Below are 24,021 nucleotides of genomic sequence, written 5' to 3' on the forward strand. Positions count from 1 at the left end.
TAATCTTTATTAGCTTAATTTTCGCGCGTATTCTTGAACTGGATATCAGGGTAGCGCTCTTGCGCTAGCTGTAAATTCACCATAGTAGGTGCGATGTACGTCAGGTTATCGCCGCCATCTAGTGCAAGGTTTTGCTCACCTTTACGGCGAAATTCATCAAGCTTCTTCTCATTGTCAGAGTAAACCCAGCGGGCAGTACTTACGTTAATATGCTCATAAAGCGCGTCTACGTTGTATTCGGCTTTCAAGCGAGCGACAACTACGTCAAACTGAAGCACACCTACTGCGCCCACAATCAAATCGTTGTTGGCAAGCGGTCTAAACACCTGTACCGCCCCTTCCTCAGAAAGCTGGATCAGTCCTTTAAGCAGCTGCTTTTGCTTAAGCGGATCTTTCAGGCGGATGCGTTTAAATAGCTCAGGAGCAAAGTTTGGAATACCCGTAAAGCGGTAGTTATCGCCTGACGTGAAGGTGTCTCCTATACGAATGGTACCGTGGTTGTGAAGGCCAATGATATCGCCGGCATACGCTTCTTCTAGCAGTGAACGATCACCAGCCAAGAAGGTTAATGCATCAGAAATACGCACATCTTTACCTAAACGACTGTTGCGCATTTTCATGCCTTTTTCGTACTTGCCCGACACAATACGACAAAACGCGATGCGGTCACGGTGTTTCGGGTCCATGTTGGCCTGAATTTTAAATACGAAGCCACTGAACTTACCATCGGTACTTTCGATAGCCCCTTCTTCGGTTTCGCGGCCAAGAGGCGCTGGTGCCCACTCAACCAAACCGTCAAGCATATGATCAACACCAAAGTTACCTAATGCTGTACCGAAAAATACTGGCGTTAGCTGGCCTTCCAAGAAAAGCTCTTGTTCGAATTCGTTAGATGCACCGCGTACAAGCTCTAGCTCGTCACGTAAGGTTTCAGCAAGATCACTTCCTACGGCAGTATCTAACTCAGGATTATCTAACCCTTTGATGATGCGCACGTCTTGGATAGTGTGGCCTTGACCACTTTGGTACAAAATCGTTTCATCGCGGTGAAGGTGATATACACCCTTAAAACTCTTACCGCAGCCAATTGGCCAAGTGATTGGTGCACACAGGATATCAAGCTCGGTTTCAACTTCATCAAGCAGTTCCATAGGGTCGCGGATATCGCGGTCAAGCTTGTTCATGAAAGTCACAATCGGCGTATCGCGCAAACGAGTAACTTCCATAAGCTTTCGGGTTCTGTCTTCTACACCTTTTGCGGCGTCGATAACCATAAGGCATGAGTCAACGGCTGTTAGTGTACGATAGGTATCTTCAGAGAAGTCTTCGTGTCCGGGGGTATCCAGCAGGTTTACCAAGTGGTCACTATAAGGAAACTGCATCACCGAGGTAGTTACTGAGATACCACGTTCTTTTTCCATTTCCATCCAGTCAGACTTAGCATGCTGACCTGATTTTTTACCTTTTACAGTACCGGCGGTCTGAAGAGCACGTCCGAACAACAATACTTTTTCAGTAATGGTGGTTTTACCCGCATCCGGGTGCGATATGATTGCGAACGTACGTCGCTTTTTAATCTCTTCTAGAAGTTTCTTATCTGACATCAATACTTATCTTCGTTATCTATTATCCCTGTAAACCAATAACTTACAGGCGCGTTTTACACCGGATAAGCAATGCTTGTCCGCGCAAATTGTATATTGCGTTGAAACGCTTGATACGGCTTGGTAATTAATTGCGCGGATTTTAGCATTTTACTGGCCGTAACAGTAGAGCGAAATTACGTAGCATCTGCCTCATAACGGGTTAAATGAATCTACGGTTTAATTTCAAAGATGCCTTCAAGTTTTTATCATTCAATTTAACGAAAACCTTTACGTAGGCGCTCGACGAACTTATTAACCTACTCGTCCCATAGCCATTTACTTAGCATGCTAAGAAAATAAAATACTTAGCATGCTAAGTATTTCAACAGGTATTATGATGATGTTTTCAGAACCTATGCCGCTTCACTTAATTGCGCTGTTTGCACGTACTTCAAGAACGTGCAGAAAAACGGTCACTAAATCTGTAGCCCACCTTGACCTCACTGAATCGAGATGGCGTGTGATGATTCATATGGCTTTGCTTGGCGAAGGATGTACCCAACAAACATTAGCAGAAAGTCTTGAAATAGAGATGCCGAGTCTGACTAGAACAATCAAGCAATTGGAAACCGCGGGTTTGATCAAGCGTATTGTTGATGACAACGATAAGCGAAGCCGTTTGCTTTATTTCACACCAATGGGAAAAGGCCGTATGAACGATATTGAAAGCACGCTAGCCGCGCTGCGGGATGAGGTCTATGCAGGTATATCCGATGAAGAGCTAAATACAATGGCTCTATGTATTAACAAAATTGAGCAAAATGCCGTTCGGCTTCTGGAGGCGAATTAGTGAGTGAAAGAACACCCGACCAAGCTTTTGCAAGGTACGTAAAACTGGCGTTAGTAGCCTTTGCTGCCTGTTTTGTATATTTTGTAGTTGCTGATATCCGCATGCCAATGACACCTCAGGCAAGGGTATACCATCATGTTACACAAATATCACCTCAGCTAAATGGCCCAATCACTAAAGTATTAGTTAGCAATAACCAATATGTTAAAAAAGGGCAAGTATTGTTCGAGATTGACGATACACCCTACCATATTGCGCTTGAAAAAGCGCAGATTGACTTAGCAAATGTGGCACAAGAAAACGCTCAAATTGACGCCCAAGCAGAAGCAATGAAGGCAAGAATAGCAGCCGCGACTGCCACACTCGTAGAGCGCAAAAGTGATTATCAACGGTTGAACACCCTAATTGAAAGCAACGTGGTTTCTCAACAAGACGTGGATAAAGCTAACGCTCAACTTCAAAGCGCCGAGGCTGAATTAAGCGCACTTAAAGCTGAATTAAACCAGCAAATTGTTGCTAGAGGAGAAAGAGGAGATCGTAACCTCAAATATCGAGAAGCCCGCAACGCGCAAAATCTTGCCGAATTAAATCTGGCATACACCAGAATAAAGGCTCCACACGACGGTATTATGGCAAATATGCAGGTGACAAAAGGAACCTATGCCAAACAAAGCGCTCCCCTTGCATCTGTTGTAGATAATAGGCTTGACCTGGTTGCTGACTTTAGAGAAAAGTCGCTAATCAATGTAAAGAAAGGCGTGCGTGCTAAAGTTGTTTTTGATGCGATACCTGGGAAGGTCTTTTCGGCGCAGGTGGAAGATTTCGAGGCTGGCGTTAGTGATGGCCAACTGTCAGCAAACGGTACGCTAGCCGCAGTTGAAAAATCGAACCGATGGGTGCGTGACGCGCAGCGCCAGCGTGTTCACATCAGCTTAGAAGAAAGTGAAGCACCATTAAACCATCTGACGAGTGGTGCCCGGGCGACGGTTCAAATTGTTCCTAATAACCCTATAGAAAGTTTTGTCGCGAATGCACAAATTCGCTTTATCAGTTTATTGCATTACATCTACTAAAGCAGGTTATGAAAACACACCTCAGTGAAAACGATTTCCAACAGATGCTTAGGATTGCCAGCGGCGCGACTCTCGGGTTTACGATATCTAAGGCGATGGACTGGCCGAACCCAATATTTTTTACCCTTTATCCCATCTTATTGTTAGGGCTGGTAGCTGTTTTAAATGGGCACATAATAAGACAGTTTCTTGCAGCGACCGTGTTCCCGGCAATGATTGTGCTAGTAGTGTATGGTTTGTTTGGCACCCATCCGCTGCTTATTACACCATTAATCGCAGCAACCTTTGCTTTTTTATTTTGGCAAATGAGTAAGGGTACATTGTTTTTGTTTGGCGCATTTTCTCTTGTTGGGCTGTCGTTACAATTACACTTCGCAAGTTACAGTAACGATGGAATAGACATTTACCCGTTGGTGATTTCAAATATTGGCGCAATTTTACTTGCTTTAGCCATCGCTTTTGTCTTGCACCTGATATTTCCTGATAGAGCACCGCGAACGCCAACGCCTAGGTTATCTAAAGACCAAGCGAGCATCCGACACGAAGTCATACTATGCACTACAGTAGCTACGTTATCTTTTGCTGTGTTTCAAACCTTCGATTTAGTTGATTCTATTTCGGCGCAAGCAGCAAGCGTACTGATTCTTTTCCCTCTTTGCTGGAAAGGGGCCACTATGAGTGGTTGGCAGCGAGCAATAGGCACCTTAATTGGGTGTAATCTTGCCCTGCTCGCCCAGCTGGTTTTGCTGAATTATAGCGATACATTATTTTTCGCTAGTTTTAGCCTGTGGATATTGGTCTTTTTTATAAGTCGGCAGCACGTGCTGAACGGTGGGGGCGCAGGGACCGGCTTTGGCGTACTAACCACCTTTGGTATCTTATATGGACAGTCACTTTCCCCCCAACAAGATATTATATACAGTGCGCTTTATCGCTTTTCGTCCGTTGTCGTAGCTATAGCATTGAGCCTATGTGCTATTTTTTTTGTGCATGGCCTACTGAATCAATACCAATCTACCCGGCATCACACATTTTCTTGATCTTGCTTATAACAGGCTAGACTTGAACAGTGCTCTAAAAATATAAGATGATGATTATGTAATTTTGTTTTATCTTTTGAAGGCTTACATTTTAAACAATGTGCTATATTGATTTTTAGACAAGAAATGACCAACACTACAAGGACGATGAATGCTGCGAATATTGTTCGCATGGCTTGTGATAGCATGTGTTTGCCAAACCGCTAGCGCAGCTAGTTTCAATGATCCACAGTCTATGCTCTCTTTAGACAGCGATACCGTTTTTGCAGTAAGCAACTCTGCTGTACTTACAGGCAGTGAACAGTGGTTTTATAGCGCTGATGTTATAGAAAGATCGCCTTCACAGTACTTGCATTTTAAAGTTCGTATTTATAACCAATTAGATACGCAGGTTCCAGTCTGGTTTTCAATAAGCTTTCCTGCAATTAAAACACTCGCCGTCACCGACGGTACCTATCAATGGGAAACGGGAGACGATACACCTTACAGCACTCGTGCGGTTAACACGCCCAACTATCACTTCCCGTCTGTATTGCAGCCTTTGTCTTACACCGAGTTCACCGGCAGCATGTCAGGCGAAATACTTAGATACAGTTTCTCTGTTGCTACACCGGAATATTACAGTAATTTGTATATGAAAACCTTGCAGCGTGATATGGCGTTTTTCGGCGCAATGGGGCTGCTTACTGTTCTTTGTACATTGGGTTTTATTGCTAGCCGCAATTTAGTTTTTCTTAGCTTTGCGTCATTTATCTTTGCCACAACGTTTTGGTTCTTCCGAGTTTTTGGCTATGCATTTGAACTACTGTGGCCCAATACACCAAGTTTGAACGACATTAGCTATGCTGTAAGTATTTACTCTGTTTTGATTACCGCCTTTTGGGTATTGTTTCAGACACTGGCCAGAGACAACCATGAAGTGTACGGGGCAAATACGGTTAAACGTTTTTGCATAGTGCTGCCTTTTATGGGTATTTTACTTTGGCAAACGGTGGGGTTAGATATTGCTTTAAAGCTTCCTGTTGTCCTCTTTTTCCCTTACATACTGATAGCGGGTATTGTTATCTTCGTAGAGCATAAGCGGGGCTCTGACAGAGCCAAATGGCTTGCTGCCGCCATGCTTCCCGTGACCGTCAGTACGCTTATTTTGACCGTCATTGCTCTTTTTGAGGTTGACCTTTACCTAGAGCCCGTTGCCACCTTTATGACTGGGCTAGTTATGACATGCCTATTTATGGTCGCACTTACCGCAAGCTACATGGTGAAAGTTGTGCAAAGAGAAAGAGACGCACAAAAAGAAGCTGCACTATTAAAAAGTGAGCAAGCATCTAAATTAGAAGCGTTGGTAAGAGAGCGTACCCTAGCGCTTGAAAAAACAAATAGCACCCTGGCAGAGTTGGCTTCCAAAGACAGTTTAACCGAATTGCCCAATCGGCGTACGCTAGATATGTTTGTAGACAATACGTTTGATAAAACCTTACACGATCATGACGTGCTAGCCATTGCGCTAATTGACCTAGATCACTTTAAAAGTATTAACGATACGTTTGGGCACGATGTCGGTGACGAAGTACTAAAGGGCATTGCTAACATTCTTGCGCCACTTAATAATGAGGGGCAAATAGCAGCACGCTATGGTGGAGAAGAGTTTGCCATCGCAAAGCGCGTCACACAGCCTAATTATAACCAGTCTAGCGAAGCCGAGGAATTTGCAAAGCAATTGGAAGCCCTTCACTGTGCTATAAACCAATTAGCCATCGCATCGATTAATGACAGGAAGTTAGGAGCGTGTATAGGTTGGACATTATGTAAAGGCTCCGACGATATTGTCGAAGCCTTTAGGCGAGCTGATAAAGCCCTCTACGTTGCTAAAGATAAAGGAAGAAACCTAATCGTTCCGGCTTTATGACACCGTAACCACCGCTTTTCGCTTATCTTCTTTTGAAAATTGTAGCGCCTCGTTCAAATTATCGAAGTCAAACACGCTAGGTATTTCGACAACCAACGTTTGCGCAGCAACTTGTTCAAGTAGAGCCTCACCGTCTTTCACCAAACGCTGCCACTGCGCTAAATCGCCATAATCATGCAGCGCGCCTAGGGCTATTTCATGATAAGAAATAGTGCGCGTAAAAGGCGCATCAACAGGCTCTTCAATCCTGCCTAAAATACTTATTACGTGCCCATTGGCTTCAAGAAGCGGCACAAGCGACGCCGCATAGTCTGCTCCATTCGCGTCGAATACCGCGTAAAAGGTTTGCCCTTCAGGTTTACCGCGATGGATGGCTTTACGCCCATCTCACCGGCTTGCTCTTGCGAAAAGCTCCCTGAGATAACATGTACATTAAAACCGGCCTGAGAAAGCATTTGCGCCAGCAATTTGTTAACGGCGCCCATACCGCTGATTAACACGTCAGCCCCCTTTCGGACCGGCACTTTACTGAACGCTTGCCAGGCAGTAAGCATTGGACATGGCAACGCAGCAGCGAGTGCAAAATCAACGCTTTCTGGCAAAACCATTACACGGCTAGCATACACTTCACTGTGATCGGCAAAGCTTCCGTTTTCACCTAGGCTATGATGGTAAGCCACACGCTTACCCAATAGACTGTTATCAACGCCCTCACCTATAGCTACAACCACACCCGCACCGTCCACACCGGGAATATGCCCTTTTTCCCAATCGCGCGGGTTATCATCGATAAACTTCCAGTCAACTGGGTTAATGCCAATAGCATAGTTGCGCACAATAATACGCCCTGCCTCCGGCTCAGAAAACTCTTGTACGTTTTGTATCAGTGCTGCGCCAGCTTGTTCAAATTGCCAAACGTTAGCTTGCATAAAAGCTCCTTAACAAGGTGATTCTTCCGATTAGTCCCACGCAGGTGAAAAATCTGGGTTAGCTTGACGGTCACCACAGTCTAGCGCGTCAATCTTTGCGATATCGTCAGCGTCTAAGGTAAGTTCAAGGGCTTTGAAATTGGTTTCCAGATTTTTGCGCTTGGTCGACGATGGAATAGTGACTAAACCATGAGCCAGCTCCCAGGCTACCACTACCTCAGCAGTGCTCACGCCGTGCTTATCTGCAATCGCAATGATGGTCTCGTCTTTTAGCACTTTACCAACAGCAAACGGCATATATCCTGTGACTGTGATACCGTGTTTCTCACAGGCTGCACGCACTTTTTCATTAGTAAGATAAGGGTGTACCTCTACCTGATTCGTGGAAATAACGCCCTCGCCCAAGATACTCACCGCTTCTTCAATTTGTGCCACGGTAAAGTTAGAAATACCAATTTCTTTTGTTAGTCCCAGTTCCTTAGCGCGCAGCAATTCACCTAGGTACTCTTCCATGCTTTCGCCGTTTTCCGGTGACGGCCAATGAATAAGTAGTAGGTCAACGTACGACAGTTGAAGCTTTTCCAAACTCTCTTTTACGCTATCCACAAAGCTTGCTCTATTCAGCTTGTCATTCCACACCTTGGTGGTGACGTAAAGGTCTTCGCGTGCAACAAGATTGTTTGCAATAGCGTCTTTAATAGCGCGACCTACCGCTTCTTCATTGCCGTAAATTTGCGCCGTATCAATGTGACGGAAACCCACTTCAAGTGCCATTGTCACGCTGTTATAGGCTTCATCGTCTTTTAAGCGAAACGTGCCTACACCTAGCGAAGGAATTTTAGATTGTGACTGATTTACATTCGGCATGATGCCTCCTTGTTGGTTCCGTTATTTATGAAAGTGAGGTAATACGTTGTCAGCAATGCGCTGCATCGCGACTTCTACTGGTTGCGTATTACGTCTGAAGTGCAGGCCAATATGATCCCCCGCTTCCTTCATTGCAAAAGCTCTTGTGTTAGCATTCTTTGATAAGCCCATTTACACCAGTTTCAACTCCGAATCGGTGGCGTTTTATGGGCGCTTCGTCGCTCAAGCTTGTGCGCGTTTGTCTAAATAGCCGCTGTAACGTGTGACAAGTAATGCTGCAACAGAAATAATTGCACCAATCCACGCGGTATCAGATAACTGCATACCATCTACAATTGCACCACCCAGAATTGAGCCCACAGCTATGCCAATGTTGAATGCCGCAATATTTAAACCTGACGCCACATCAACAGCATTAGGGGTAAACTTCTCTGCTAATTGAACAACGTACACCTGAAGTCCTGGAACATTGCCAAAGGCAAAGGCGCCCCACACTAAAACGGTGATCACTGCGGCAACTTTACTGCCCATGGTAAACGTCAGGGCAAACAAGATGACTGCAAGGGCTGAAAAGATGATAGTTAACGCGCGGATTGGGCCTTTTTTGTCAGCAAGCTTGCCGCCATAAATATTGCCTACCGCGACAGATACACCGTAAACCAGCATAATTAAGCTGATGGCTGAGGGCGCAAACCCCGCCTCTTCCTGCAATATAGGAGCGAGATAGGTGAATGCCGTAAATGTGCCGCCATAGCCCAATATCGTCATTAGATACACTAATACCAGACGAGGCTGAACCAACACCCTCATTTGTTCACTCAAGGTGGCCGGTTTACTTTCTTTAAGATTGTTCGGTACCAGCAACGCACTGCCAATTAGCGCAAGTGTGCCAAGCGCAGACACCACAAGGAAGGTTGCTCTCCAACCGAAGTTTTGACCAATCCAGGTACCCAAAGGTACGCCAGTAACCAAGGCTACGGTTAAGCCCGTAAACATAATGGCAATAGCACTGGCTTCTTTTTCTTTCGCCACTAGCCCTGTAGCAATAGTTGACCCTATGGAAAAGAACACACCGTGCGCTAAGCCTGTCAAAATGCGAGCTAAAATTAAGCTCTCGTAGCTAGGCGCTTGCCAAGCAAGAATATTACCAGCCACAAATAGCGCCATTAAGCTAAGTAGAACATGCTTTCTATTCCACTTTCCCGTAAGGGCGGTAAGAACCGGTGCGCCAACGGCAACACCAACGGCGTACAAGCTCACAAGTAAGCCTGCGCTCGGTAACGTAACGCCAAGATCAGTAGCAATGGTGGGGACAAGCCCCACTATCACGAACTCTGTTGTGCCAATAGCAAACGCACTTAACGTTAACGCAAATAATGCAATAGGCATTTCAATTATCCTCAAAAAGTAATTAACGAGATGGCTTGATTAACAACGCCAACACTGGCTTCTATAACGAACAACTACACCGTTTTTTGAAAACCATTAATAAAGTGCGTACAGTTTGACGATAAATTTATTTGCAAAAAACAGCACTAATGACAAAATACTTTTGCGATATTTGAAAATATAAGGTGTGCGATGCCAGTCTCATCAAAAACTGAAGATTTAGAAGCCTTCCTAACCGTTGTGGATACAGGTAGTTTTTCCAGTGCCGCCAATCTACTCAATCAGCAGGTTGCAAAAGTTAGTAGAGCGATTACCCGCCTTGAAGATGGCTTAGATGTAACTCTATTGAATCGCACTACCAGACGGCTGGAATTAACAGAAGAAGGTGAGCTTTTCCTGCAATATGCCAGAGACGGGCTAAATATATTAGAAAAAGGTGAAGAAGCATTACGGCTATTAAAGCGGGCCCCTTCTGGAAAACTTCGGGTTGATGCTGCGAGCCCGTTTGTGTTCCACCAGCTAGCGCCGTTAGTGGGTGAATTTCGAGAAGCGTTTCCTGACATAACACTTGATATCACCAGTCACGACAGCATTATCGACCTGTTGGAACATAAAACCGATATCGCAATACGTATTGGTGATTTAAGCGACTCTAACTTGCACGCCAGACGTTTAGGAAAAAGTAAGCTGCATATTGTGGCAAGCCCACAGTATCTTGAAAAATATCCCATCTCTGAAGACGAAGGTGGAATTAGCACGCTAAACAAACATAAACTGATTGGCTTTAGCGACTCAACAAGTCTAAATAAATGGCCGCTCAAACAAGATATTAACTTGCAGTACAGTCTTCGTGCCTCAAGCGGCGAAACTATTCGCCAGCTGTGCTTGGCAGGTCAAGGTATCGCGTTACTTTCTCACTTTATGGTACACAAGGATATCAGCGCTGGCACGCTGGTAGAGCTATTTCGTGACGACATCGTCAGCCCAAACCGCAGAGAGTCGGTACAAGCGGTGTACTACAAAAATAGCGCAGTATCGTCTCGTATCTCTGCGTTTTTGGATTTTATACAGCCGCGACTAACCCTTTAACTCACCTTTGTTTAGCGTTGACCTAGTATCTTTTTAAGCGCGCTTTTTGGAAGACCATTAACGATAAGCGCTGCTATCATCAATATTGCGCCGGCCATAACCATAGGCAGTAGCGTTTCTTTAAGCAATATCACAGAGCTTACATAGCCCACTATCGGAGTGAGTGTACTAATAAGAACAATTTTATCTGGTGGCAATTTAGGCCCCGCCGCTACCATAAGGCCAAAACCGAGACCTGTTGCCACTGGGCCAATATACGTCAGTAACAACCAATCGCTTATATCGTAAGCCCCAAAATTAGGTGTAGGCTCAACCATCAGTGCAATGGCAAGCATGGCGAAACCCGCGATGGTAAACTGCCAGAAGACAGCTTCAATGACGCTTCCCTTCCACTTGTGAAAAGACACTCTTCGAATAGCGACCGCCCACAATGCAGATGCCAGCAACATACCAAAGAGCGGTAGCCATGCGCCCGGTTGTCCCGAAGCAAATAAAATCATTGCACAGCCAATGGTAGATATACCGGTAAGGATTAATCGCTTAGAAGGCGGGCGTTGTCGATACCATAGAGTGTCGATAAGCAGCATCCAAAGCGGTGTGGTGTAAATAAGAATACTGGCCGTGCCCGCAGGGATAAACTGCAGCGAGACAGTAATAAGCCCCATTGATAAGATAAACTGGAAAAACGCAACGACAAACACCACCGAGCGATCTTTACGGTTGAGCACCGGTAAACGTTTTTTGGTGATAACTACAAACAGCGCAAGTACAGGAAGACTTAACAAAAAGCGCAGGCACACCATCCATACAGGGCCAACTATCTCTAGTCCTAATTTCATACCTGGCCAGTTAAGCCCTAAGCACAACACCGCAACCAAAAGCATTTTTATACCTTTTGATTGCTCTTTTTCCGCCAAAGATAATGAAGACATGCGTTTTAAAAAATCCAATTGCACAAATTGCGTTAAGAGATATTTCCCCACCGAGAGAGGTGAATGTAGGTGAGGAATTTTACGGGCGCAAATATAAGTGAATTGGCAGAAGATTGGAACCTGCCAGACCATGTTACAACACAATTTATAGACCAAATGGTCAACTTTCTAGATCAGGGTGGAAACTTTGCTGTACATGTCACACACTGACCTTAAGAAATATGACTTACACGTACAACGCTACGGACAAAAGCTTCCTCTCGCCCTTTTCTATTTTGCTAACGCTATGCATGTATTTATCTGGCCGAAAAAAGTAAATGCGGTTGAAGAGACTAAAGATGACTTTCTCCGCCCAGAATTGGCCGCCCCGCTCCGGCTTTTTAAGCACCACATTGAACTTAAAGTAACGGCCGCTGCCCATAGGGTCATTATGTTCTAACACTCTATGACCCTCTTTGTAGGTAACCACATTAATAGCAAATCGCTTTGAAGAGACTATCGCTTTGTTGAGCACATTAGCCATGCTGATTCTACCTTAGGTGAAGAGAACGTGATGCGATTTAAACACGCGCTGCTATAAGCTGGGAAGCGTATGCTGAGTTCAGATAGTGCTTTGATATACGCGAAACGCATATGCCTAGGGATACAAAAACTAAGCTAAGGTGGGGTTTGTCCACTTCATGATTTTAGCGTTTTCTTTTTGTGCGCTGTTTCCATTACTCTTGTCATTCCCGTCATCATTACTTTTTACGGTGTAATAGTTTTTGCGGGTTTCTATATGCTCAAACCCAGAGCTCTCGTAAAGCGCAATAGCAGTATCATTACTTTCACGCACTTCTAGCCACATTTCACGCATTGCATTTTTCACCGATGTCTCAATGACAAAATCAACTAAAGCGCGACCTATGCCCTTGCCTCTAGCGCCACTGTCTACCGCAATATCCATCAGCGTAGCTTCATCAACAACTTCAAGCATAATGGCATAGCCAACAATCTTGTCATTATCAAAGGCGAATACCCCGTAATAGGGTTTGGTGAAACAGTCTGCGAAGGTACTTAGTTTCCAAGGCGACACTTGTGCCTCTTGATGGATAGCATGCGCTTGTTCTATGTGCTCGTCGAAGCCTTGCGGCGGCACGATGGTCAATTTCATTGACAAGACTACTGGCCGTTAGCGGAGTGGTTTAATGCGCCTGCTACGCTGATAAGCTGCGCCCACAGCTCCCGTTTTTGCACAGTTGTGAGTTTAAGTGGTGTGGCTGGCAATATAATGGCTGTTTCGGTTACTGATAGCGTACGGCCAATCATTATGGTGCTAGCCCACTGAGACGGTATACCCAACTGAACACAGGCTAGCTGCAAGTCTTTTAGCCATTGCTGTGATTTCGCTTTCTGTTCGGCACTTAACGGGATACCTTCAGGCGATACCGGCCCTTTTGCGGCAATAGACTTTGTTGAAGACTCTTGCGAGGTAACCGCATTGTCGAAAGACGGCGAAATGTTGTGTGACCGTGAAACGCCTGTTTCGGTTTGCCCTACTTTCCCTTCATTGTGCGATGCGCTAGGTGTGGAAAGTTTTGCAGCCCCGCCGTCTTTAGGCTTAGCCTTATCTTTCGCGCTACTGCCAACATTTGCCCGCAACTGAGCAAGCCGTGATTGCTTTTCTTCTTGAGATATTGGCGTTGAAGGCGGCTTATTGGTTTGAGCGTTTTGGCTGTAAGGAATTTGGGTCAATGAACTACTAGCAGTGCCGACGTTGCGTTGTGTTGCATTGGCGTTGTTTTGTTTCGCTTGGTCTTCCTGCTTTAGCTCAGTGTAGGCGTCTTTGGTGATCCAAACCGGGATCCCCATTTCTTGTAAAACCGCCTGCTGATATGAAGTAAGAGACATTGCGCAAAAACACCTAACGTGGATAGTTCATTATATTTGTTTAGTTTACTAAAGTTGCAGGCTTGGTTGAATAACTATCGCGTTCTTTTACTCGGATTGCACCTGCTGTTTAATGCTCAAGCGCTAATTCATAAGGGTTGTTCGCGAATTTAAAATGCCTAGCCCTTGGTATAAGAGGAAATAAAACAGCTGCAGCAAATTAAGCACTAGCAACAGAAACCAATAAAATTTAAGAAGAATTTAACAAAGAAACGATTTAAGATTTGAACGTAAACGTTCGCAAGAAGAGAAAGTGGCAGGGGTGGAGGGACTCGAACCCCCAACCATCGGTTTTGGAGACCGCTGTTCTACCAATTCGAACTACACCCCTAGCGCGCTGTGCATTATACGGATGACATTAAAAAGGTAAAGCCTTTTTATCACTACCATGCACTGCATGCTTAATTAACACGCAATGCGCTGTTTTTTCAATCGAATAACACCAAATAGGCTTTATCCATCACCTGTGTTTTGTCTTATTGCCCGCTTTTAAACCGACTTCTATGCAGCGTCACTTTAAATGCGGAGCAGTTTATGACAATTAGACCTTATTGGCGTTAAGCGCAGCAAACCACAGGTCATTAGTGATAGCGACAATCTCGGTGTGCAGATCAAATTTCGCTATCGCGTCGCGCTCATCGATATTCATTAGCTTGGCGTAATGCTTAACGAGCTCTCTACTTTCATTGATTTCAAGTTTATTGATAAGGCAGCAACTTGCTAAATCGAAGTAGCGGTTTCCCATGGCGGCATATTCCCAATCAATAATTTTGAGTGAGTTATCTGCGCTCAGTAATAAGTGATTAGTTAGCAAGTCATTATGACATAACACATAGTCGTCATCGTCTTGTTCACTTTTTATTACTTGTTTCCGCAATGATTGGGCTTTTAGATAAAGCTCACTGCTCATATTAAGCTGTGCAACATTAATATAATGCTGCCATCTTGATGCTAAATCTAATGGCCTAGCGGTAATGGGCGAAGAATGAATACGAGCAAGAGTGTTCGCCAGGTCAAACGTTGAAAGCGTCGCACTTTCACTGTGCTCTAGCCACTGCTCAACCCAGATGGTTTCATCATCGCTTAACCATATAGGTTGCGGCGCTACTCCCAACCTATAAAGCTGTTGCTGCAAAGCAAATTGGTGCGCACGATTAACTCCACTAAAGTCATCATCGCCCATCCATTTCACCGCTAAGTCGACAGGGTTATGATCCGACTTTGGTTGCCCACTACTTTGAAGGTTATTTGCAATCAAGGATAACTGACTATCTGCGAGCTCTTGAACGCGGTAAACGTGATTTACCGCTCCAGCAGGGTGTGACGAAATTTTCGCACTGTCGCTAAGATTAAGCGCCTTTTGCAGCGTGGCGATGATATCCAACCTGTTCACCTTGTTTTTTATATTGTACTAGCCACTGGTAATACCCAAATACCGCAAAACCAACATAGCCTAAGAACAGGCAAGCAGATAATGCATAACCCACTTGCAGGTATAAATAGGCGGACGCTAAATTGATGAAAAACCAATAAACCCAGTTTTGCAGGATTTTATGCGCCACCATAAATGTTGTGACTACACTCAATAAATTGATACTCGCGTCTAATAGTAGGTACTCACTATTGAACTGTGAGCCTGCCACCTCAGACAGAACCCAAGCGAGCAATAACATACTCGGCACAATGAGCAAATGAGCCCAGAGAGGCCAATGAAGCACTGGCTTAACATCGCCGTCTTCCGCCCCTTTCGACCACTGATAATAACCGTATCCCGCCATTATCATATAAAAGAAGTTAAGCGCAGACTGAAATGGCAAAGTCACCTGCCAAAATAGCCAGGTGTAAATTGCGGTACTTACAAAGGCGCACAGCCAACACCAGCTGTTCTGTTTTGCGGCTAACAGCACATAGGCAATAGCGAGGACAACCGCTACCCACTCTAAAAGCGAAGTAGCGGCAATTTGTGAGGTAAACTCAGAAAAAAAGCTAGCCATCAAGATGATTTTCTAGATTGCATGGCATCGAAGTTCAGGAACTTGGCTACGAAAATAGCCTGCCCCACCTCTTCATGGGTCCTTTGCATTTCTTCACCAAGTACTTTCATAACCACACCATAGTCACCTGTAACCTGCGTGCTGGTTGAACTTGTTGAAACTGTAATATCACTATAGCTATTTAACCTATCAATGAAATCTTGAATAGGTGGAATGTATTCGTTAACCAATGGGTACAACGACAGTTCAACCATAACTTGCATGTCTGTTTCCTTTTATTTTAAAACGCGTACTTTACAGTAACGCCAAACTGACGACCGTTACCTATTTGGTAATATGGCTCATCGAAGGCATACTCATCGCGAGGGTCGTTGCTGAAACCACCGAATCCACGGGTGTAGTACTCACGATCAAACGCATTTTGTACCCACAGTGATGTCTGCCAATCACCGTGTAACACCACAATCTCCGAATTAACCAGCGTAGTACTTGGCGAGGTTACATCATGGCCGTCAGAAAAACGGTATTCGCTTTTGTAATCTACATCTACACGCCAAAGCATGTTATCTGTAAGTGCGTACTCACTATACAGGTTTGCGGTCCACTTAGGTGATTGAGCCTGTCTTTGCTCAGACACTTCAGTACCGTCTGCAAGCGTATACCCTTCAAAGGTAGCGCTTAGGTAACCAACACTTGCATCAAGCTGCCATGCATCACTAGCAATCCAGCTAAGCTCCAGCTCGGCCCCTTTGTTTGTGCCTAAATCAGCATTATCGATAATATCTACAAACCCTGCTGTACCGTCATCGCGAGTGATAACGTCAAAATCGCTCACCTGGGTATCTTTTCTATCCATGTAGAAAATTGCAGCGCGAGCAATTAGGTCAGGCGTAAGTAATGGGCCCTTAACGCCTACTTCGTAGTTCCAGTTATACTCTTCGTCGAAGAATCGCTGATTGTCGTTCACGCGGCTGTCGGGGTTAAAGCCTGCCCCTTTATATCCGCGTGAAATACTGCCGTAATAGAAGTGATCGCCCTGTGTATACTGAAGCGCGACTTTCCCGCCGACCATGGTGGTATCGAACGCGCGAGTAAGCTGGTTGTTATCAGCGTAATCAAAATCGTAGTTTTCGACTCTTAACCCTGCTACAAGTACTAAATCTTCGTTCAAACGACTTTCAGTCTGAGTATAGATAGCGGTAGTCGTAGGCGTATATTCACTGGCAAAGTCACTATCCAAATAAGTGTACTGACGTAGCAGCTTTTCTTCCGTACTTTTATAAAATACGCCTATTGTCCAGTCAGTCATACCATCAAAAAGTGCGGCACTGTCAGACGACACGAAACGCATCTCTCCGGTCTGTGTTTCTACATCGCGATAATAGGCGTCAAAAGACGTATAACCCCACGGGTGAAACCCTGTGAATGTCCAGTCTTCATCGTAGCCATAAGCAATATTATGAGAAGCATGGGTGGCAATTAGAATAAAGTCGCCCGCAGCTGTATTGGTTGTAGAGCGCGCGCTAACAGCGTGGGTTTGGTGTTCGTCAAATCCTGGTTCATCAGACAGCGTTTTGTTGTCATTGTCTAGCGAGAATGCATCGTAACCGTTATCGATATCGTACCAGCGATAAGTAAGTGCAAGTGTGGTTCGCTCATCTACGCTGCCTTCAACGGCAAAGCGCAATGCGGTCTCATCAATATTATTGGTGTCACTTCTATCTAAAAAGGTGTTTTCTACAAAGCCATCGCTACGGTTATGCACCAGCGCTACGCGATAGCCCCAGTCGGCGTTGATATCGTCGCCAGTGGCACCTTCAATGCGGTAACTGTCTTTGTTACCAATGCGGGCTTCAACGTAGTCTGGGGCGTTGCTACCCACGTCATTACTGGAGAGTTTAACCGCACCGGCCAATGCACCTGTGCCGTATAAGGTAGCCTGAGGTCCGCGATATACCTCTAGTTGTTTAGTATCAAAAATAAGACCTGCCGCAGCAAGGCCTGAAAAATCAAATTCATCGACGATAAAGCTTACGGAAGGATTGATAGGCTCGGCGAACTGACTACGCTCTCCAATACCGCGAATTTGCACAAAGCGTCCGCGAGACGCACCAGCTGCAAAGTTTACGTTTGGAATACTGTTTAGCACACTGTCGATATGGCTCGGCTGTCTACTGCGAAGACGCTCTTGATCTAAAATGGTCGCGCTAGCACTTAACTGGTCGAGTGTAGTTTGACGAAAATCACCAGATACGACGACGCGCTCAATATCTGATGGCGTGCTATCTGAAGTGTTACTTACATTGGCGTGTTGCGCATAGGCCGCAACGGAACTAGCAAGCAGTGAAAGTGTGAAAAGTGTTTTATACATGGGATCTCTTATTCTTATTTAAGAAAAAAGATCCGGGTCTAACGGCAGGTGATAAGGCTATATTGTGAACCATCCCTACGCCGGTATTATCCGGATCAGGTTTAAGGGTTCCCACGAATGTGGATCTCAGACCGAAAACGGACACCCCTTGGTATAGTGTTGCGCTGCTAAAACTAGCAAACTCAACATCTGCGACGGAGTCTACCAGTTCGATACACGCCGTCAAGCAGATAACACATTAAGCTAAGGTCATAAATTTTATATGATATAAGGCGTAAAGAGCCAAGGGCTATTCAGCACCAATATTCATATTAAGACGACGTACTTCATCGTCAGTCTGAGCCTTTAACCCTTCCAAGGTTTTGCCGTGTGCGGTTGGTTGACGGGTATCTGGGTCAACTTTTACAAAAACGATATCGTCTGCAAAACAGATGGTTTTTTTCGTTGCTTTGTTACGAACCAAACAGCTTACAGTTATAGACGTGCGGCCCACTGCTTTAGTTTCTAAACCAAACTCTACAATATCTCCCTGCATAGCCGGTGATTCAAAGCTAATTTCACCGATATGCTTGGTAACCAAGCAATTAGTTTCTAACTGACAAATTGCCCAAATTGCAGCTTCTTCGTCTATCCATTCTAACGCGCGGCCACCGAACAACGAATTGGCGTAATTAAGGTCGTTTGGCATAACTAAACGCCGAGAAAGAAAGCGCATTCGAATTCCTCATAATAAATCGCTACTATAGCGTAAGATTATACCGAAAAAACTGATTCATGGCGCTAACTCAATTACGCGAATGGCTATTAGCCCCTTATTGTAAAGATGGCTCAAACGTCACTCCCCCGCTCCACCGAAAAATGCTTGTTGTCTCTGGCGGAAATGCTTTCTGTAATGCCGCACTTTGCAGCATACACTCGCTCGCGGATGACGTTTCATCTATCAGCATTGCAAGTTTTACTGGCAACACGCTGAAAGGAAAAAAGCGCAAACAGGTATTAGGTAGCGAATACGACATGGCTATCTTGGACTGCCGCGATACTTTCAAGCCAGGAGATATGATGGCTGTAGCAGGCACTGTTAAACGCAAAGGTTGTTTAGTAATTGTGTGCCCAGATTTTAGTGAATGGGTCGAGAATGTTTCTGTGCCGTTTATTTCAGAAGGTTTTACGCTTTCTCGCAGCCGATACCTTGCTCGCTTTATTGAACGCCTTCGGAATAATGCTTATGTAGCCTTTCATACAGAAACTAAAACAATTCTGCCTGATATAGAAAGGTATCGCGCAGAGCAAATATCCAAGCAACACGCTTTTAAAAGTGCGCTGTTTAAAACACAAGAACAACAAGATGCCTATGAACGTTTATATCAGGCATTCTCAGTAAACCAATTAAATGCTCTCGTCACTGCTCCAAGGGGACGAGGCAAATCTTCTCTATTAGGTATATTCATTGATAGCTTGATCAGCGAAGGGAAAAACGTGCTGCTTACTAGCGAGCAAGTGAGTAACGTTACTAACCTAATGTCGCGTATTAATAAGCACAAGGGTTCAATGCCCTCCTCACTTTCATCATCTTATGGCTCCTCTGATGATAAAGACCAAATGCCAGTTAATCACAAAATAACACCTTTAGGTTCGGTTAAATGGGTGCCCCCTGACAGTGAGCTTCTCTATGGCAGCTGTCCTTCTTCTGATTGCAATAACAACACCCGTTTCGATCTTGTTGTGGTTGATGAGGCGGCGTCCTTACCATTACCTGTTGTGGCACGTATATTGGCCCATAACCCACAGTGGGTATTAAGTACTACTCTTCAAGGTTACGAAGGCTCGGGAAATGGTTTCATTCACAAACTCATACCTAACTTACCCAACACTGTTGAACATCTAAGTTTGTCGACGCCGCTGCGTTGGTTTGATAAAGATCCTGTTGAGAGGTTCTTAAATCACACCTGTTTGTTTGAAGAATATTCCGAGAAAGATACCCCGTGTCTTTCCCCCCCTGAAAACCGAACTAATAACATCGCTCATATAGAACAAGAAGACAGTGCGTTGTTAATGAAGGAATGTAGTTTCAATATTTGTTCATTTGAAAATATAGCTGAACACATGCTTCAACAAGTGATGTCACTTCTTGCGCTTGCACATTACCAAACAACGCCTGACGATTTCATGCGTTTATTAGACAGCCCTGACGTGCTTGTTGCCACAATTAAAACAGAAAGGTTAGTGCTTGCTGCGGCGATAATTAATATTGAGGGAGGTAACAGCTTGGGCACTTTATCTTGTGAGATTGCGTCGGGGCGTCGCCGTCCTCAAGGTCACCTAGGTGCACAGCGGTTAACATTGCTGTCGGCAGACCCTGAAGCCGCGACGTTTAATTACTGGAGAATTAACCGTATAGCAGTGCAGCCAAAGCACCAAGCCAGAGGGATTGGTAGCTACCTTGTTCAAAAATTGATTGAGACAACGCATGGTCAAGCCATTGATGCTATGTGCACGTCGTACGGGACAACAGCTAAACTTGACAAGTTTTGGTCTAATAAGGGTTTTCACATTGTTGATTATGGCAGAAAACCAAACAAAGCCAGTGGAGAAACCAGTGCTTTAGCTATCTTACCCAAAACCTCTAATGCAAAAGCTATGGTTGCGAGGCTTATCGCGTTGAAAACTAGCCTCAACAGTGCAGCAAAACTAGATGAACTTCCCCATTCTGTTCTTTCAACCTATGTAAACAAGCTTACTCACTTTACTCAAGGAACACGCACACTAGACGATGTGTGGCCCATCTTAAATAAGTTAGCTTGCGAAATACAACCGATAAGCAACACGAATGACCATAAGTCGCGTCGAAATAGCGAAGGACAGAAATACAGTAACTTAGCTCTAGAGCGCGCAGAATTGCTTGCTCTACTCAATAAGCTAGTTAACATTATAAAATCAGAGGGTTACTTGAAAGCACTCTTTACAAGTTCTGATAGAGAAATAGGGTGTATCAAGGCGTTATTAGAAGAGCACGATATAAAAGTAAACGGATTGAAAGAACTCACATCCTTAATTAGAACGACTGTCCAGTCCGCTTTCGATTCAATTAATCAATTTATATAACGCTATTCAAAATAGTTCTGAATGCTTCTACTGTTCGTTGGTAAACGAATTTATACTTTTATTGCTTCACCTTTGGGGCAAAAAAGCCTTAATTAAAGACAAAAAAAAGCCTCCCGAAGGAGGCTTTTGAGCTAAATCCGAATATTAAATATTAATACCGCGGTTTTTAGCTTTTTCCTTAATGTAAGGTTCCCACGCAGCCGCGTTACGGCGTAGTGAGCGATCTTTCTTAGCTTCTTGAACATGCTTGTAAGCAGACCTAAAATCGCCCGCGTAGAAGTTCGCTTCCATTAATGTGAAGTGAATTTTCTCAGGGTCTTCAGCACCACGTTCTAGAGCATTTTCTAGAGCTTTGATAGCGCCTTTATAGTCTTCAGCTACAAGAAGAAGCGTACCTTGCTTACGATAATGCTCAGGGTCTGAACTCTTAGCTGCAGCTTGTGCATACAAGTTTGCCGCTGTTTTGAAGTTCTTAGCCTGGTGATACGCGTTAGCAATATTAGCCAGCATATCTGCATCGTTCTTAAGCAAGCCGTCTTTCATGTGCTTTTCAAGCAACTTCGCAGCCTTGTAAGGCATACCGTTGCTTTGATAAAGCTGTGCAAGCGTTTTGATTTCTGACTCTTTCTCTAAATAGCCCTGCATGTAAGCAAGTTCTAGTGTTGATAGACCTTTCTTATAGTCTTCAACCAAGATGTAGAAAAAGCCTAAACGAGACCACCAAGTCTTTTCCTGTGGGAAAGTTCTTACAAGATCTTCCGCAACAGCAACTGTCTCGGGGTACATTTTACGCTCGTAATAAGACGTTAACTTCAGTACATACGGGTTTTTGTTTGGCTCTTCGTACAAAGCAATCGCTTTGTCAGCTGGCTCGACCATCTTGGCTAATTGCTTAGACTCAAAATAGGCTTGGGCCAAACGCGTATAAACGTCAGCATCTTCCTTACACGTGAAGTCCATCCACGCGTTATACCATTTAATGGCATCGGTGTACTTTTCTTCCTGCATACTCAAATCACCTAGCAGTTTAAGTGTTTGAGAGTGCTCAAGGTCGTTTAGTACTTTAGGTTCAACTGATTCAACCAGATATCCTAAAGCTTTACCGCCCTGACCTTCTTGCGCAGCAAGTAAGTTACCAATGAAACGCTTTACGTACGCTCTATCGAAATCGTCTGATGCGTCGATTTCATATAGTACGTTTAGTGCTTCATTGACTTGGTCTTCATTGTAAAATTCAAAAGCTTTCTGAACTTTTTTACCGGTACGCTCACCTACAAGCGTTGTTTTTCCTTTCTCATAGCCAGGACAAACAACAGGTGCTGACTGCGCTAGAGCAGCGGGTGCTGATAGCACCGCACCTGCGCCTAGCACTAAAGCAACGGCTGACATTTTGAATGTACGTTTCATCATGATCATTGCTCCAGTTTAAAGTCTAGCTGTACGAACATGCCAGGTTGTTTAACCGGCTTGCCATCAACGATCTTAGGCTTGTATTTCCACTTACGTAGAGCACGACGTGCTTCACGGTCGAATACGCGCTTAGGTTCAGCTTCGATAACTTCGATATCTTCAACACCACCAACTTCGTTGATAGTGAAAGACAGTCTTACCCAACCTTCACGGCCATCGCGGGCTGCATCAGGTGGATATTTCGGGTCGATACGAACGATAGGTGTTGCTTCACCATCACGTTGCATTGCACCAACACCACCAATGTTTACACCAACACCACCTGTGTCGATAGCTGGAATAGCTAAGCTAAAGCCATCTGCATCAGGTTCCGCGGTTTCCGGCTCTACTTGCTCCATTTTAGGAGGCTGTGGAGGCGGTGGCGGCGGTGGTGGTGGAACACGAGTACGCGTTTGCGTCTGGTCGTCTGGTTCCTGCATTACAATATCGATCACCGGTGCAGGCGGTACTTCGTCTGCTGGTCTAGATGAATTTTCAATCAACTTGGCCATTAGAACGAACAGGGCAAATGCAACCGCAGCACCTAATACAATAGATACAAGTATACGTAACATCTTATCCCCTTGCCGCTACCGAGACTCGGTTAACGCCAGCGGCTTTAACCTGATCCATAATTTCAACTACTAAACCATGCTTCGCTTTTATATCAGCTTGAATGATTACGTAGTCAGTTGGCTGCTCGGTAAGCAGTCTTTCAATATTCGCTCTTACGCTGTCCGGCGCTACTTCACGCTTGTCTAGCCATACATTTCCGTCTTCCGTTACGGCGATGAAAATGTTTGCATTTTTGTGAAGAATCGCCTGGCTCGCATCTGGCTTGTTGACTTCGATCCCTGCTTCTTTAACGAAAACAGTGGTAACGATAAAGAAGATCAGCATGATAAACACGATATCCAACATGGGCGTCATGTCGATCTGTGCATCTTCTTCCTCGGTTCTGACTTTTCGAGCCATAATCTCTCTCTCTAATGATGTGGCAGGCTATCAACTAGCCCTTCTCTTGCCAGCTTCACTTTCGCTTCAAGACGTGAACTGATGAACAGCCCAGATAGCGCGGCTACCATTCCCGCCATTGTCGGGATAGTTGCCATAGAGATACCAGCTGCCATTAGGCGTGCATTGCTGGTGCCCTGTGTTGCCATTGTCTCGAAAACACTGATCATACCGGTTACTGTTCCAAGTAGACCGATTAATGGACACATTGCAATAATGGTTCTGATAATCAGCATTCTAGCGTTTAGATCGTCTGACGCTTGAGAAATCCACGCGTCACGGATTCTATGCGCATACCATGATGTGGTATCTGCTCGGGCATCCCAATTCGCGATGATGTTTTTCTTCACCTTTGGGAAGACCGAGGTTAAATACCAGTAACGCTCAATCATTAAAACCCACATAAGAAAGAGCGCGGCAGCAACGAAGTAAAGTACGTCACCGCCGGTAGCGATAAAGTCCCTGACCGATTCGAATAATCCAATCAGGTAATTCATA

Annotated in this window: 24 protein-coding genes, 1 tRNA gene and 1 riboswitch; of the genes, 6 read left to right on the forward strand and 19 right to left on the reverse strand. The window is 44.8% G+C overall.

The genetic code is table 11. The features are described from left to right. Positions 1–14: 14 nt before the first annotated feature. Positions 15–1,604 carry a peptide chain release factor 3 gene (gene prfC / locus AC27KT_RS01270; RefSeq protein WP_487126715.1) on the reverse strand — a complete coding sequence of 530 codons (1,590 nt, stop codon included), beginning with the start codon at positions 1,602–1,604 and terminating at the stop codon, positions 15–17. A 352-nt stretch (positions 1,605–1,956) separates the two neighbouring features. On the opposite strand from prfC, the gene AC27KT_RS01275 reads away from it, so the two are divergent. From AC27KT_RS01275 to AC27KT_RS01290, 4 genes are all read left to right on the forward strand, one after another. Next, positions 1,957–2,436, forward strand: coding sequence for a MarR family winged helix-turn-helix transcriptional regulator (locus tag AC27KT_RS01275; RefSeq protein ID WP_487126717.1), 480 nt, complete (start codon positions 1,957–1,959; stop codon positions 2,434–2,436). Further along, positions 2,436–3,509: an HlyD family secretion protein gene (locus AC27KT_RS01280; RefSeq protein ID WP_487126719.1), complete on the forward strand. Its 1,074-nt coding sequence runs from the start codon at positions 2,436–2,438 to the stop codon at positions 3,507–3,509. Before AC27KT_RS01275 ends, AC27KT_RS01280 begins: the two co-directional genes overlap by 1 nt. A gap of 8 nt (positions 3,510–3,517) precedes the next feature. Further along, on the forward strand, positions 3,518–4,549 hold the full coding sequence (locus AC27KT_RS01285) for a DUF2955 domain-containing protein (protein WP_487126721.1): 1,032 nt from the start codon (positions 3,518–3,520) through the stop codon (positions 4,547–4,549). A 151-nt stretch (positions 4,550–4,700) separates the two neighbouring features. Then, entirely contained in the window at positions 4,701–6,458 is a 1,758-nt protein-coding gene (locus AC27KT_RS01290) for a diguanylate cyclase (RefSeq protein ID WP_487126723.1), read from the forward strand. On the opposite strand, the gene AC27KT_RS01295 is transcribed toward AC27KT_RS01290, so the two are convergent. The 4 genes from AC27KT_RS01295 to AC27KT_RS01310 form a co-directional block, all read right to left on the reverse strand. After that, a complete protein-coding gene (locus tag AC27KT_RS01295; protein ID WP_487126982.1) occupies positions 6,453–6,830 on the reverse strand; it encodes a zinc-binding dehydrogenase in 378 nt (125 codons plus the stop codon). The two genes, AC27KT_RS01290 and AC27KT_RS01295, sit on opposite strands and share 6 nt — an antisense overlap. Then, a complete protein-coding gene (locus tag AC27KT_RS01300) occupies positions 6,722–7,387 on the reverse strand; it encodes an alcohol dehydrogenase catalytic domain-containing protein (protein ID WP_487126725.1) in 666 nt (221 codons plus the stop codon). Before AC27KT_RS01300 ends, AC27KT_RS01295 begins: the two co-directional genes overlap by 109 nt. 30 nt (positions 7,388–7,417) lie before the next feature. Next, complete coding sequence (dkgB, locus tag AC27KT_RS01305; RefSeq protein ID WP_487126727.1) at positions 7,418–8,254, reverse strand: 2,5-didehydrogluconate reductase DkgB; 837 nt, start codon at positions 8,252–8,254, stop codon at positions 7,418–7,420. 222 nt (positions 8,255–8,476) lie between these two features. Beyond that, positions 8,477–9,643: an MFS transporter gene (locus AC27KT_RS01310; protein WP_487126729.1), complete on the reverse strand. Its 1,167-nt coding sequence runs from the start codon at positions 9,641–9,643 to the stop codon at positions 8,477–8,479. Between the two features lie 192 nt (positions 9,644–9,835). Here AC27KT_RS01310 and AC27KT_RS01315 point away from each other — a divergent pair, with 192 nt between their 5' ends. Beyond that, a complete protein-coding gene (locus AC27KT_RS01315) occupies positions 9,836–10,732 on the forward strand; it encodes a LysR family transcriptional regulator (RefSeq protein ID WP_487126731.1) in 897 nt (298 codons plus the stop codon). 11 nt (positions 10,733–10,743) lie between these two features. Here the strand turns inward: AC27KT_RS01315 and AC27KT_RS01320 are convergent, their stop codons facing one another. The 10 genes from AC27KT_RS01320 to AC27KT_RS01365 form a co-directional block, all read right to left on the reverse strand. Continuing rightward, positions 10,744–11,664 carry a DMT family transporter gene (locus AC27KT_RS01320; RefSeq protein WP_487126733.1) on the reverse strand — a complete coding sequence of 307 codons (921 nt, stop codon included), beginning with the start codon at positions 11,662–11,664 and terminating at the stop codon, positions 10,744–10,746. A 226-nt stretch (positions 11,665–11,890) separates the two neighbouring features. Then, positions 11,891–12,187: a 2OG-Fe(II) oxygenase gene (locus AC27KT_RS01325; RefSeq protein ID WP_487126735.1), complete on the reverse strand. Its 297-nt coding sequence runs from the start codon at positions 12,185–12,187 to the stop codon at positions 11,891–11,893. A gap of 129 nt (positions 12,188–12,316) precedes the next feature. Beyond that, a complete protein-coding gene (gene rimI / locus AC27KT_RS01330; protein ID WP_487126737.1) occupies positions 12,317–12,817 on the reverse strand; it encodes a ribosomal protein S18-alanine N-acetyltransferase in 501 nt (166 codons plus the stop codon). Positions 12,818–12,825: 8 nt separating this feature from the next. Continuing rightward, positions 12,826–13,554 carry an alanine acetyltransferase gene (locus tag AC27KT_RS01335; RefSeq protein WP_487126739.1) on the reverse strand — a complete coding sequence of 243 codons (729 nt, stop codon included), beginning with the start codon at positions 13,552–13,554 and terminating at the stop codon, positions 12,826–12,828. Positions 13,555–13,847: 293 nt separating this feature from the next. Further along, a tRNA-Trp gene (locus tag AC27KT_RS01340) sits at positions 13,848–13,924 on the reverse strand. 210 nt (positions 13,925–14,134) lie between these two features. Next, the gene (locus AC27KT_RS01345; protein WP_487126741.1) at positions 14,135–14,977 is read right to left on the reverse strand and encodes a phosphotransferase; all 843 of its coding nucleotides are present in this window, start codon (positions 14,975–14,977) and stop codon (positions 14,135–14,137) included. Continuing rightward, complete coding sequence (gene pnuC, locus AC27KT_RS01350; RefSeq protein ID WP_020743106.1) at positions 14,943–15,587, reverse strand: nicotinamide riboside transporter PnuC; 645 nt, start codon at positions 15,585–15,587, stop codon at positions 14,943–14,945. The genes AC27KT_RS01345 and pnuC overlap by 35 nt, the downstream gene beginning before the upstream one ends. Continuing rightward, the gene (locus AC27KT_RS01355) at positions 15,587–15,850 is read right to left on the reverse strand and encodes a hypothetical protein (protein WP_014975943.1); all 264 of its coding nucleotides are present in this window, start codon (positions 15,848–15,850) and stop codon (positions 15,587–15,589) included. The genes pnuC and AC27KT_RS01355 overlap by 1 nt, the downstream gene beginning before the upstream one ends. Before the next feature lie 17 nt (positions 15,851–15,867). Further along, positions 15,868–17,958, reverse strand: coding sequence for a TonB-dependent receptor (locus tag AC27KT_RS01360; protein ID WP_487126743.1), 2,091 nt, complete (start codon positions 17,956–17,958; stop codon positions 15,868–15,870). Positions 17,959–18,013: 55 nt separating this feature from the next. Continuing rightward, a riboswitch (TPP riboswitch) is annotated at positions 18,014–18,117 on the reverse strand. Positions 18,118–18,247: 130 nt separating this feature from the next. Then, positions 18,248–18,673 carry an acyl-CoA thioesterase gene (locus AC27KT_RS01365; RefSeq protein ID WP_487126745.1) on the reverse strand — a complete coding sequence of 142 codons (426 nt, stop codon included), beginning with the start codon at positions 18,671–18,673 and terminating at the stop codon, positions 18,248–18,250. Positions 18,674–18,732: 59 nt separating this feature from the next. Between AC27KT_RS01365 and AC27KT_RS01370 the strand changes: the two genes are divergently transcribed. Next, on the forward strand, positions 18,733–21,060 hold the full coding sequence (locus tag AC27KT_RS01370; protein ID WP_487126747.1) for a GNAT family N-acetyltransferase: 2,328 nt from the start codon (positions 18,733–18,735) through the stop codon (positions 21,058–21,060). A gap of 144 nt (positions 21,061–21,204) precedes the next feature. Here AC27KT_RS01370 and AC27KT_RS01375 read toward each other — a convergent pair whose 3' ends face one another. The 4 genes from AC27KT_RS01375 to AC27KT_RS01390 are packed head-to-tail and all read right to left on the reverse strand — an operon-like array spanning position 21,205 to position 24,020. Next, on the reverse strand, positions 21,205–22,470 hold the full coding sequence (locus AC27KT_RS01375; protein ID WP_487126749.1) for a tetratricopeptide repeat protein: 1,266 nt from the start codon (positions 22,468–22,470) through the stop codon (positions 21,205–21,207). Positions 22,471–22,472: 2 nt separating this feature from the next. After that, on the reverse strand, positions 22,473–23,084 hold the full coding sequence (locus AC27KT_RS01380; protein WP_012517738.1) for an energy transducer TonB: 612 nt from the start codon (positions 23,082–23,084) through the stop codon (positions 22,473–22,475). Position 23,085: 1 nt separating this feature from the next. Then, a complete protein-coding gene (locus tag AC27KT_RS01385) occupies positions 23,086–23,484 on the reverse strand; it encodes an ExbD/TolR family protein (protein WP_039222950.1) in 399 nt (132 codons plus the stop codon). An 11-nt stretch (positions 23,485–23,495) separates the two neighbouring features. Beyond that, positions 23,496–24,020, reverse strand: a complete 525-nt coding sequence (locus tag AC27KT_RS01390) for a MotA/TolQ/ExbB proton channel family protein (protein ID WP_012517736.1) — start codon at positions 24,018–24,020, stop codon at positions 23,496–23,498. Position 24,021: the final 1 nt, after the last annotated feature.

This window comes from Alteromonas sp. 5NW40-0090, assembly GCF_057552975.1.